Consider the following 12,559-nt stretch of genomic DNA (forward strand, 5'->3'; position numbering starts at 1 on the left):
TCCAGCTTTCTTTTTTTATTGGCTAGGTGGAGTAAATGGGGCGGCTTTTTTCCCTTTACTTTAAAAAACAACTTGGGTATTCTTAAGTTGGTAGAAAAAGAGGTGAAGCCGTGAAAATTATCGTTGACAATTTTTTTACGATCCTTTTGATTATGAATATTTTGCTTTCCTTTATTATCGTTTTTCGAGAAAGAAAGGAAACTGCGCAAACATGGGCATGGCTGCTCGTTTTGATGTTCATTCCAGTTGTAGGATTTATTTTATATATTTTTTTAGGAAGAGGGATTTCCAAAGAGAAAATCTTTGATTTGAAGATCCAAGGGAAAATCGGTAAGAATCTAGAAATCGAAGAAGACAAACAAGCATTGATGCGAGGTCTTTACCCTCATCCGCCTACTGGACAAGTAGATGTGAAACAATTGATCTATATGCTTACTGTATTTGAAAGTACGCTTTATACGACTAAAAATGAAATCACTTTATTTACAGATGGTCGTGAAAAATTCGATGCGCTGATCGAGGATATCAAACAGGCAGAAGACCACATCCATTTCCAGTATTATATTTACCGCAGTGATGCATTAGGTGAAGAAGTTCGAGAGGCATTGACAGAGGCAGCAAGACGCGGAGTAAAAGTCAGAGTCCTTCTTGATGCATGGGGTTCCACACAAGTTTCTTCTAGTTTTTTTCAGAATTTAAAAAAAGCTGGCGGAGAAGTCGCATTTTTCTTTCCTCTATTCGTTCCGTATATCAATCCTCGAATCAATTATCGCAATCATCGTAAAATCGTAGTGATTGATGGGAAAATCGGATATACAGGTGGGTTCAATGTTGGGAACGAATATCTAGGATTGGTAAAGAAATTTGGTTATTGGCGAGACAATCATTTGCGTATCTACGGAGAAGCGGTTTACACCTTGCAAAACCGTTTTTTGATGGACTGGAATTCTCAGCATACAAAAGAAGTAGGTTATTCACCGGAATTTTTCCCGACCATTCATTCTACAGGTGATATGGCTGTTCAAATCGTGACAAGCGGACCAGATACCGAACATGAACAAATCAAAATGACATATTTGAAAATGATTTCGTTAGCCAAACGGGAGATATTGATCCAAACGCCGTATTACATACCGGATGGATCGATTCATGAGGCATTGAAGTTAGCTCTTCTCTCAGGCGTAAAAGTCCATATCCAAATACCTAACAAACCAGATCATCTTCTCGTTTACTGGGCAACGTATTCTTTCGCTGCAGAGCTGATCGAGTATGGGGCAAGAATTGAAACATATGAAAATGGATTTATCCATGCAAAGACGATGATTATCGATGGCGGCATCGTTTCCGTTGGTTCAGCTAATATCGACGTTCGCTCATTTAGATTGGATTTTGAGGTCAATACACTGATCTATGATGAACGAATGGCTTCACGCGTAAGAAAAGCATTCTTTGAAGATTCAAAGATTTCGACGCATCTCACAAAAGAAGTGTATGAAAACCGAGGAATGATGATTAAGATGAAAGAAGGATTAGCAAGACTGATTTCGCCGCTCCTTTAAAATACAAAAAGGACAGGAGAGCCATCAATAGATGGAGATCTCGTGTCCTTTTCTCTCGGGGCCATTTCTGAGAGTACGTCAGAAATGGAGAAAGCGTCTCGCATGAGCGAAATTAACTTTGGGGTATCTCTTGTTTTTTGGGGAAAGCAAGAAATAAGCTAATATATGCTATTAAAAGAGACACATTTCAAAGCCAGTATAGCATAGAAACTTTTAATGAGATAGCTTTTTTTGCAATTATGAGAATTTATTTTGTTATTTAATGATTTTGATTCGTTTTCATCAAGTAATGAAAATGATAGAATAAATATACTTTAGGATTAAAGGAGATTTCTAATGAAAAAACTAAAATTATTCTTACCAATAATAGGATTAGCTATTCTTTTATCAGGCTGTTCAAAGTGGATTGATCGAGGAGAATCCATTACTGCAGTTGGCTCTTCTGCCTTACAGCCTTTAGTAGAAACGGTTGCTGAAACCTACCAGACAGAAAATCCTGGAAAATTCATCAATGTACAAGGGGGCGGAAGCGGAACTGGTTTGTCTCAAGTACAGTCAGGAGCAGTCGATATCGGAAATTCTGATTTATTCGCGGAAGAAAAATCAGGGATTGATGCTTCGGCATTAGTCGATCATCGAGTAGCAGTTGTTGGAATCACTCCTATTGTGAACAAGGATATTGGCGTAAAAGATATCAGTATGGAAAACCTGAAAAAATTATTTACGGGCGAGATCAAAAACTGGAGTGAAGTCGGTGGGAAAGATCAGCCAGTAGTTATATTGAACCGTGCATCAGGAAGCGGGACCCGTAGTACGTTTGAAAAATGGGTATTGGACGGAGAAACAGCTGTTCAGGCACAGGAACAAGATTCAAGCGGAATGGTGCGCCAAATCGTTGCGGACACACCCGGAGCAATCAGCTATGTTGCTTTTTCTTACGTTTCCGATGATGTGGATACGTTGAATGTTAACGGTGTGGAACCGACAGACGAAAATGTGACAACGAACAAATGGACGATTTGGGCATATGAGCATATGTACACAAGAGACCATCCAAAAAAACTGACAAAAGAATTTTTAGACTATATCTTATCTGAAGAAGTACAAGATAATATTGTCGGAGAGCTAGGCTATATCCCTGTTTCACATATGAAAGTTGAACGTGATTGGCAAGGAAACATTGTTAAAGAGTAATCTTTACACAAAATTTACAAACTTAGCTAAACTTTTACATGTTATTAAAACCAAATTGATGTTCAATTTGTACACTGAGTGAGTATGTTAAACCTGATTAAGGGGGAGTCATCTGTGGAAGATGTGAAAAAAGTATTATTAACAAAATCAAAACGTTCAAAAATGGAACAGCGCGGAAAATTTATTAGTTTTTTATGTATCGCGCTGATCGTGTTGGTTGTATTATCTATTTTTTATTTTGTCGCTAGTAAAGGATTGGCCACCTTTTTTACTGATAAGATCAATGTATTTGATTTTCTGTTTGGTACAGATTGGAATCCGAGCCAAATCGGAGCCAATGGGAAACCCATGGTAGGGGCATTGCCTATGATCACAGGTTCATTTATTGTGACCTTTTTATCTGCTATTGTTGCCACACCATTTGCTATTGGAGCAGCAGTATTCATGACGGAGATTTCTCCTAAAAACGGAACGAAGATCTTGCAGCCAGTCATCGAGCTACTTGTAGGTATTCCGTCTGTCGTTTACGGGTTTATCGGTTTATCTGTTATCGTGCCTTTTGTCAGAAGTATCTTTGGCGGGACAGGGTTCGGTATCTTAGCTGGTACATTTGTGTTATTCGTTATGATCTTACCGACTGTCACAACGATGACTGTGGATGCATTAAAGGCAGTGCCACGGCACTATCGGGAAGCTTCATTAGCGCTAGGTGCCACAAGATGGCAAACAATCTACAAAGTGGTGCTGCGAGCAGCAGTGCCCGGGATTTTAACAGCAGTCGTTTTTGGTATGGCTCGTGCGTTTGGCGAAGCCTTAGCTATCCAAATGGTTATTGGTAATGCGGCATTAATGCCAACAGGACTTACTACTCCTGCTTCTACATTGACGTCCATCTTGACAATGGGAATCGGAAATACAATCATGGGAACAGTGGAAAATAATGTGTTATGGTCATTAGCGCTGATCTTGCTATTGATGTCATTATTCTTTAATATCGTGATCCGTATGATTGGGAAGAAAGGAGAGCTGAAATAATGAACGCAAAACGCTCAGATAAAATTGCTACAGGTGTTCTATATGTGGTTTCAGGGATCATCGTATTGATCTTAGCAGCTTTATTACTTTATATCTTAGTTCGAGGAATACCGCACATTTCATGGTCTTTCTTGACTGAACCTTCAAAAGCCTACCAAGAAGGCGGTGGGATCGGGATTCAACTGTTTAACTCGATTTATTTGCTTTTGATTACCATGATCATCAGTTTTCCTATTTCTTTAGGTGCGGGTATCTATCTTTCGGAATATGCTGGTAAAAATTGGGTGACAGATGTGATTCGTACGTCTATCGAGATCTTGAGCTCTTTGCCTTCTGTTGTTGTCGGTTTATTCGGTTTCTTGGTTTTCGTTATTCAATTCCAGTATGGTTTCTCAATCATTTCTGGTGCATTGGCTTTGACCGTATTCAACTTGCCTCTTTTGACTCGAACGGTCGAGGAATCTTTACAAGCGGTCCATTACACACAACGAGAAGCTGGATTGGCGTTAGGTTTGTCACGCTGGGAAACAGTGATAAAAGTGGTTGTTCCAGAAGCGACACCAGGAATTTTGACTGGTGTGATCCTAAGTTCAGGAAGAATTTTTGGTGAAGCTGCCGCACTGATTTATACAGCTGGTCAAAGCGCGCCAGCATTAGATTTTACGAACTGGAATCCATTAAGTGTTTCTAGTCCGATCAGCATTTTCCGTCAAGCTGAAACACTGGCTGTCCATATTTGGAAAATCAACACAGAAGGTACGATGCCTGATGGTGTTTCTGTTTCGGCTGGTGCTTCTGCCGTGTTGATCATTGCTGTTTTACTGTTCAACTTCGGCGCTCGTGCGATTGGCAAACGATTATACCGAAAAATGACTTCAGCCTAAGGAGAAGAAGTAAGATGAAAAAATATAATTGGAATGAAACAAATGTCATTACCATGCCAAAAGATAAGGAAGTAGCATTATATACGAATGATCTGCATGTTTGGTATGGCGACAATGAAGCAATCAAGGGAGTGGATCTAGAGTTCGAAAAAAATAAGATCACTGCATTGATTGGCCCCTCTGGCTGCGGAAAATCCACGTATCTTCGTTCTTTGAATCGTATGAATGATGGGATTGCTAATACGAAAATCACTGGAAAGATCATGTATAAAGACGTGGATATCAATGCGCCTCAAGTGGATGTTTATGAAATGCGCAAACGGATCGGCATGGTGTTCCAACGCCCTAACCCTTTTAGCAAATCGATTTATGACAATATAACTTTTGCTTTGAAACAGCATGGTGAAAAAAACAAAAAGAAATTAGATGAAATCGTTGAAACAAGCTTGAAACAAGCAGCTTTGTGGGATCAAGTAAAAGATAGCTTGGATAAAAGTGCCTTGGCTTTATCTGGCGGACAACAGCAACGTTTGTGTATCGCTCGTGCAATCGCGATGAAACCTGATATCTTGCTGTTAGACGAGCCGGCAAGTGCCTTGGATCCTATTTCGACAGGAACGGTTGAAGAAACACTTGTAAACTTGAAAGAAGACTACACGATCATCATCGTGACGCATAATATGCAACAAGCAGCTCGTATCAGTGACTATACTGCCTTTTTCTATCTAGGAAAAGTAATGGAATATGACAAAACAAACAAGATATTTACCAGACCAAAAATTCAGGCAACCGAAGATTATGTGTCCGGTCATTTTGGTTAAGACGGAGGCCTCAACATGACAAAAGAAATTATCTCATCCAAAGATCTTCATCTGTATTATGGAAAGAAAGAAGCACTAAAGGGAATCGATCTAAGTTTCAATCAAGGTGAAATCACAGCGATGATCGGTCCTTCTGGTTGCGGGAAATCTACCTATCTACGTTCGTTGAATCGAATGAACGATCTGATTCCAAATGTAACGATCACCGGAAGTGTTTTATATAAAGACAAAGACATCTATGGTCCGAAAACAGATGTTGTTGAACTAAGAAAAGAAATCGGCATGGTCTTCCAGCAGCCAAATCCATTTCCTTTTTCTATTTATGAAAATGTCATCTATGGATTGAAGTTAAAAGGAGAAAAAGATAAAAAAGTCCTTGATCAAGTAGTGGAAGAAAGTCTGAAGGCAGCGTCCGTTTGGGAGGATGTGAAGGATAAACTGCATAAAAGTGCCTTGTCTTTATCCGGTGGGCAGCAGCAGCGTGTATGTATCGCACGTGTTTTGGCAGTGAATCCCGAAATCATCTTATTGGACGAACCAACAAGTGCACTTGACCCTGTTTCTACTGGGAAAATCGAAAGTATGCTGTTAGAATTAAGAGAGCGGTATACGATGATCATCGTGACCCATAATATGTCTCAAGCTTCACGTATTTCAGATAAGACGGCATTCTTTTTAGATGGTCACTTGATCGAATACAACGATACGAAGAAGATATTCATGAATCCAGAAAAACAAGAGACAGAAGATTATATTTCAGGTCGATTTGGATAAGGAGGAAACGGAATGCTACGTACACAATTTGAAGAAGAATTGCTGAATCTCCATAATCAGTTCTACGAAATGGGGATGATGGTGAGCAGCGCTGTGCACAAGTCAGTTCGTGCATACATCAAACACGATAAAATCTTAGCCCAAGAAGTTATCGAAAACGATATAAATATCAATAATATGGAAACGCGTTTGGAGAAAAAAAGTTTTGAAATGATTGCATTACAACAGCCAGTTACAACTGACTTGCGTATGATTATCACAGTCATGAAAGCTAGCTCTGATTTAGAACGTATGGCCGATCATGCGGTATCCGTTGCTAAATCCACAATCCGCGTAAAAGGACAGACGAGAATACCGGAAATCGAAAAAGAGATCTCCGATATGTCCGATTACGTGAAAAAAATGGTGGACAACGTCCTAGTTGCATATGTCAAAACAGACGAAAAAGACGCGCGTACGATCGCCAATATGGATCAAAGAGTCAATGACTATTTCAATCGAATCTATAATGCAACCATCAAAAACATGCAAGAAAATCCTGAAACAGTCATCAGTGGAACAGACTATTTGAATGTTGCCAGTTATCTAGAACGAATCGGAGACTATGTGACAAACATCTGTGAATGGATCGTCTACTTGGCTACAGGGAAAATCACTGAATTAAATACGAACCACAATGAGATTTTCTAAACTGAAGTTGTGAAAAAGCTGTCCTGCATCAAGTCATAAGAACAGTCAAACAAAAATAGCTCCTCCTATTTTTCGTTTGGTTGGACTTATTACCGCAGATGCAAGCTTTTGAATACCGTTTATTCGGGAAAAGGGTTTGTGACAAAACATGTCACAAACCCTTTTCATTATTTCAATAGAAAGGATAAAGAATGCAAAAAAAGATTGGCATCATCATCACTCTATTTTTTATTTGTATACTTGCTTCATGGTTTATTCAGCGTCAAGCTGCTCTATATGACGTACCTGTCATCGAGATCGAAAGAGTGAGAATAGAAGAGGATCAGCAATTGATTACAGGAAGATTGATGAACACGGACCAAAAAGGAGAAGTGATTTCTTTATCGGCTCCTTATCAAAAAAATCAAATCGAAACAGCAAATATAACAACAAGACAAATCTATCTTGTCCAAATGCATGGAGATGAATGGCAACTAGTAGCGAAAAAAAATGATGGCTGGCTTTTTTTCTTTACAAGTATCTTCATTGGTACCATGTTGCTTATTGGTGGAAAACAGGGCGTATTTGCTTTAGGAAGTCTCATCGTCAACATCGTTTTACTTTTACTTTTGTTGCTCCTCTTTACCAAAACAGAAGGTATCTCTCTCTTAAATATAGCAATCTTATTTGTCGTTATAGGGATAATCGTTAGTATATTGGCGTTAGACGGATGGAATAGAAGCAGTATAATCAAAATTTCGGCTGCAGTTACAAGTGTTTTTTTAGCATTTTTTATTTGTCTTTTGACAATGAATCATTGGAAAGATCAAGGACTGCGCTATGAAGAACTGAATTATCTGACACGACCGTATCGTTCTGTTTTTCTTTCCAGCGTGCTGATTGGGACAGCTGGAGGGACACTCGATACCGTGATCACAGTCATTGCGACATTAGAAGAATTGACCAAGCAACAACCGAAAATATCAGCGAAACAGTTATGGCTTTCAGGAAGGCAAGTGGGCCGAGATGTGATTGGTTCGATGGCTAATATCCTTTTATTCGTCTATATCAGCGGAGCGATTCCATCGCTTCTGTTATATTTAGGAAATCATTGGTCTTTCAAAGAAACGGTAGAACAACATTTATCACTAGAATTTTTACGCGTCATTGCTGGCAGCTTAGGAATAGTATTATCAATCCCTATCGCGGTCCTCTTTTTTCTCGCTGTAAGGAGGTTAAAAAAATGAATGTACTTATTATACTTGTTGGAATTTTCGCAATCAGTGTGCTATTTGTCGGCGGTACGCAAGGTATGTATATTCTTTTAGGATTATTCATTAATTTAGGAATCTTTTTCCTATTATTATTCGGCTATCATCAGAAGTGGCCGATATTGGTATTGTCGATTATAGGGTTCCTATTGATCGCTGTGGTTATCTTATTTTTTATCAACGGTTATAATCTGAAAATGCGAGCCGCTTTTGCCAGTATACTGATCTTTTTGTTTTGTTTCCTACTATTGCTTCCTATCACTGATTTTTTAGCGATCCAAGGGTTTACTTCGATAGAACTAGAAGAACTATCTGGCTTAGATAAGACGTTAGCAATTGATTTTAGACTACTTACGAGGTCGTTGCTTCTGATCAGTCTTAGCGGTGCTGTTTTAGATGCGAGTGTAGCGATTTCTAGTGGAACATTCGAAGTATATCAGGCAAATCCGCAATTGTCTTTTAACCAATTGCGCCATGCTAGTTTTGCCATTGCTAAAAAAATATTGGCGTCAACAGTGATGACTCTTCTTTTTGCGTTTATGGGGAGTTCTTTAGCGTTGATTCTTTGGTTTATTGATTTAGACATTCCTTTTCAGCAAATAATCAATGAAAAATCATTTGTCTTGGAATATACGATGGCTATCCTTACCACATTGGCCGCACTACTTGTCCTGCCCTTAACTTGCGTGACTACAGCATATCTCTTTACAAAAAAGAAAGAACATCTCAAGATGGAGTAAAAGTTACAACTTAAGTCCTATGACATTTTTACTGAATCAGTGCATAATATGGATGTAAGGAAAAGCTTGCAAACAATTTTGCTTAAGGAGGCAATTTCCATGAAAGAAAGAGAACGTATTTTAGACTTAGTGAAAAAAGGAATCCTTTCGACTGAAGAAGGCTTAGATTTATTAGAAAGCATGGCAACTGAAAAAGACGAAAAACAAATCAAAAAAGAAGCAGACAAGGTAACTGCTAGTCATAAAGAAAAAGATCAGGCAAGTCAATTGATCGATGAACTTGAAAACGGTGAAGAAAAAATTTCTGAGCCAGTTGATCCAAAAGAAAAAGAAAGACAAGATCAAGAAAACTTAGAAAAGATCTTAGATGAACTAGCAACTGAAGCGAATAAAACTTCGGCGCGTCTAGACGAAGTAAATGCTCAATTCGCTGACAATAAGGCAGCACGCAATGAGAAACAGGAAGCATTGATGCAGCTGAATACAAAAGAAGAATTAGGCGAATTGACAGAAGAAGAATTAGCACAGCGTCAAACGTTAGAAGCAGAAATCAAAGAGTTAGAAGCAACCGGCGATACACTATTAGAAGAACAATTGAAGCTGGAAGCAGAATTAAAAGATATCCGCAAGAACCAATGGTCTGAGAAAAAAGAGACGTTTACGGATAAGTTTGAATTGCCAGATGATTGGAAAGATCAAGCGACGGATACGCTGAATCAAGTAGGCGAAAAAATGTCAGAAGCTGGATCACAGTTAGGCAAATTCTTGAAGAAAACATTCCAAACTGTTTCAGAAACAGTAAATGACAACATGGAATGGAAAGATGTCAGCTTACGTGTCCCTGGAATTGCGACAACGAAATTTGAACATGAATTTTACTATGAAGCTCCTGCAGCAAGTATCCTTGATATCAAGGCAGCAAACGGAAACGTGACGTTAAAAACGTGGGACAGTGATGATGTGAAAGTGGAAGCTAAGATCAAACTTTACGGAAAAATGGGTGCTGAACCATTTGAAGCATTCTCTGAACGGAGCCAGATTGAGGTCAATGAAGATCATATCTCCTTCCAAATTCCAAATAAGCGTGTGCGTGCAGACCTTGTTTTCTACTTACCTAAACGAGTATACGACCATGCAGCTATCAAACTTCTAAATGGCAACATCATGATTGAGACATTGGAAGCTAAAGATATTTATACAAAATCTACGAATGGGAACATCATCGTGGACCAATTAACTGCAACGATGTTGGAAGTAGAAGGTGTAAACGGCAATATCGATATTCGAAACGGGAACATCTTAGATTCTATTATCGAAACAGTAAACGGCACAGTGACATTTGGTGCGACACCAGAAAACCTTTCGGTGTCTTTAGTAAATGGTGATGTACGTCTTACGATTAAAGAAGATAATTTGAAAAAAGTAGAAGCAAGTTCAGTGAACGGGAATGTCAAAGTTGCTTTACCAGATAGCATCGGTTTGGAAGGACACGCTAAAACAAGTCTTGGAAGCATCAACAGCCGTCTGTCCAATTACGAAGTAGTTCGTGAGAAAAAAGAACGGACAAACCAAATGTTGCAATTCCGTCGTGTTTCAGATGATGAAATCGCACAAGTGCAACTTTCAACGACAACAGGAAGTATCTATTTAAAAGATACAGATAAATAAAGAGGTTGTGAAAGAGGTGTTCAGCCTTGAGCAATAAGAAGCGATTTTGTAAAATAGCTTCCCCTATTTTACAAAATTGTGCCTTATTGCTGATAGGCTATCTCTTGAACACCGATTAAGAAGAAGGTTGTCACAACGATTTTCTTCATTTAAAATAGTAGAACAGAGGTGAGACATGATGAAAAAAAAGTTGACAAAATCCAATAAAAATGTTGTTTTGACAGGTACTTTAGCAGGGATTGGGGAATATATCGGGATTGATCCCACTGTTATCCGTGTGCTTTATGTATTCCTAAGCTTAGTTGCTTTTGGAAGTCCAATCATTTTATACATTTTATTAGCTTTGATTATCCCATCTGCGCGTTCTGCACGAACAAACTATGGACATAACAATGCATATTATGAAAAAAACAATTATCGTGAACAAACAAAAAAACGCAAAGAAGCGGAAAAAATCGATGATGACGAATGGAGTGACTTTTAATGTCGTACTTTCAGCGTATTTTGGTTAATACGTTAACATTCATATCGTTGGCTGTTCTTTTTCCTGCGATGGTCCATGTGAGCAGTATTTGGACGGCCGTTCTTGCCAGCTTCGTATTATCTGTGTTGAACATGTTTGTCAAACCGATTTTGACGATCCTGTCCCTGCCCTTTACATTAGTCACATTGGGATTGTTTACGTTTGTTATCAATGCAGCGATTCTTAAAATGACGTCCTTTTTTGTAGGAGCAGAACATTTTAGTTTTTCTTCATTTGGTGCAGCATTGTTAGTAGCTATCTTGATGTCACTTGTCAATGTAATTGTTAGTGAACATAACAGCAGAAAATAAAAAAAGCTGTGCCGAGATCTCGGCACAGCTTTTTTGTTTAGGATCAAGAATGCGTTTTCTATTACATTAGTAATTAAATAAAAACGTTTTTTTTAATTGGTAGTACTTTTGGCTAGACAATGATAAAATGATAGAGAACACTCTAATAGAAATGAGGTAGCATGAATGTCAGAAGTTGTAAAAGTTAGCCAATTAGTAAAAAAATTATCTTTAGAAATCGTCACAGGCGACGAGAAAAGTTTAGACCGCGTCATCGTGACTGGGGACATCTCACGCCCAGGACTAGAGTTGACCGGTTATTTTAATTATTATTCCCATAATCGTTTACAGCTATTTGGCAGTAAAGAAATCAGTTTTGCGGAACGGATGATCCCAGAAGAGCGTTTGATCATCATGAGAAGATTATGTAGTGAAGATATGCCCGCATTTATTATTTCAAGAGGATTGCCGGCTCCGGAAGAAATGATCCAAGCAGCCAATGAAAATGGGATAGCTGTGCTGCGTTCGCCCATCTCAACATCCCGGCTGCTAGGTGAATTATCTAGTTATTTAGATGGGCGCTTAGCCCCTCGAACAAGTGTCCACGGTGTGTTAGTCGATGTCTACGGATTAGGTGTACTAATTCAAGGTGACAGTGGGATCGGGAAAAGTGAAACGGCGTTGGAACTGATTAAGCGCGGACATCGATTGATTGCAGACGATCGAGTAGATGTCTATCAGCAAGATGAACTGACGGTAATCGGAGAACCTCCTAAAATCCTGGAACATCTGATTGAAATTCGAGGAATCGGGATCATTGATGTAATGAATCTTTTCGGTGCGAGTGCGGTACGAGGCTCTATGCAAGTCCAGTTAGCTGTTTATCTAGAAGCATGGGCGAAAGATAAGAAATACGACCGTTTGGGCTCTGAAGACACGACCGTTGAAATCGCGGAAGTGGGCATTCCACAAATAAAAATCCCTGTCAAAACAGGACGAAACGTTGCAATCATCATTGAAGTAGCCGCGATGAATTTCCGCGCACGTACAATGGGCTTTGACGCAACGAAAACATTTGAAGAAAGATTAAGTCGCTTGATTGAAGAAAACTCAGGCAATGACTAGCAAGGA

At 39.0% G+C, this 12,559-nt stretch carries 13 protein-coding genes; all 13 read left to right on the top strand.

All coding sequences use genetic code 11. The annotated features are described in order from the left end of the window. The first annotated feature begins 110 nt into the window (after positions 1-110). The 13 genes from cls (at position 111) to hprK (ending at position 12,553) form a co-directional block, all read left to right on the top strand. Positions 111-1,559, top strand: a complete 1,449-nt coding sequence (cls, locus tag A5816_RS01790; RefSeq protein WP_002336560.1) for a cardiolipin synthase — start codon at positions 111-113, stop codon at positions 1,557-1,559. A gap of 336 nt (positions 1,560-1,895) precedes the next feature. Further along, positions 1,896-2,753 carry a phosphate ABC transporter substrate-binding protein PstS gene (locus tag A5816_RS01795; protein ID WP_002400540.1) on the top strand — a complete coding sequence of 286 codons (858 nt, stop codon included), beginning with the start codon at positions 1,896-1,898 and terminating at the stop codon, positions 2,751-2,753. 114 nt (positions 2,754-2,867) lie between these two features. Next, positions 2,868-3,788, top strand: a complete 921-nt coding sequence (gene pstC, locus A5816_RS01800) for a phosphate ABC transporter permease subunit PstC (protein ID WP_002292761.1) — start codon at positions 2,868-2,870, stop codon at positions 3,786-3,788. Further along, on the top strand, positions 3,788-4,672 hold the full coding sequence (gene pstA, locus A5816_RS01805) for a phosphate ABC transporter permease PstA (protein WP_002400539.1): 885 nt from the start codon (positions 3,788-3,790) through the stop codon (positions 4,670-4,672). Before pstC ends, pstA begins: the two co-directional genes overlap by 1 nt. Positions 4,673-4,686: 14 nt before the next feature. Beyond that, entirely contained in the window at positions 4,687-5,493 is an 807-nt protein-coding gene (gene pstB / locus A5816_RS01810) for a phosphate ABC transporter ATP-binding protein PstB (RefSeq protein WP_002308601.1), read from the top strand. A 15-nt stretch (positions 5,494-5,508) separates the two neighbouring features. Beyond that, positions 5,509-6,267 (top strand): phosphate ABC transporter ATP-binding protein PstB, encoded by a 759-nt coding sequence (gene pstB, locus A5816_RS01815; protein WP_002292757.1) that lies wholly within the window; start codon positions 5,509-5,511, stop codon positions 6,265-6,267. Positions 6,268-6,279: 12 nt separating this feature from the next. Further along, positions 6,280-6,957: a phosphate signaling complex protein PhoU gene (gene phoU, locus A5816_RS01820; RefSeq protein WP_002289490.1), complete on the top strand. Its 678-nt coding sequence runs from the start codon at positions 6,280-6,282 to the stop codon at positions 6,955-6,957. 191 nt (positions 6,958-7,148) lie between these two features. Then, positions 7,149-8,183, top strand: a complete 1,035-nt coding sequence (locus tag A5816_RS01825; RefSeq protein WP_086310550.1) for a YibE/F family protein — start codon at positions 7,149-7,151, stop codon at positions 8,181-8,183. Then, entirely contained in the window at positions 8,180-8,947 is a 768-nt protein-coding gene (locus A5816_RS01830; RefSeq protein WP_010732149.1) for a YibE/F family protein, read from the top strand. Before A5816_RS01825 ends, A5816_RS01830 begins: the two co-directional genes overlap by 4 nt. Before the next feature lie 99 nt (positions 8,948-9,046). Beyond that, positions 9,047-10,615 (top strand): daptomycin-sensing surface protein LiaX, encoded by a 1,569-nt coding sequence (liaX, locus tag A5816_RS01835; RefSeq protein WP_025478457.1) that lies wholly within the window; start codon positions 9,047-9,049, stop codon positions 10,613-10,615. Positions 10,616-10,790: 175 nt separating this feature from the next. After that, complete coding sequence (locus tag A5816_RS01840; RefSeq protein ID WP_002292752.1) at positions 10,791-11,099, top strand: PspC domain-containing protein; 309 nt, start codon at positions 10,791-10,793, stop codon at positions 11,097-11,099. Next, positions 11,099-11,449, top strand: a complete 351-nt coding sequence (locus A5816_RS01845) for a phage holin family protein (protein WP_002289566.1) — start codon at positions 11,099-11,101, stop codon at positions 11,447-11,449. The genes A5816_RS01840 and A5816_RS01845 overlap by 1 nt, the downstream gene beginning before the upstream one ends. Before the next feature lie 165 nt (positions 11,450-11,614). Next, complete coding sequence (hprK, locus tag A5816_RS01850) at positions 11,615-12,553, top strand: HPr(Ser) kinase/phosphatase (protein WP_002289568.1); 939 nt, start codon at positions 11,615-11,617, stop codon at positions 12,551-12,553. The last annotated feature ends 6 nt before the right edge of the window (positions 12,554-12,559 follow it).

The sequence above is a fragment of the Enterococcus sp. 3G1_DIV0629 genome (genome assembly GCF_002141285.1).
In the GTDB taxonomy this organism is placed as follows: domain Bacteria; phylum Bacillota; class Bacilli; order Lactobacillales; family Enterococcaceae; genus Enterococcus_B; species Enterococcus_B lactis.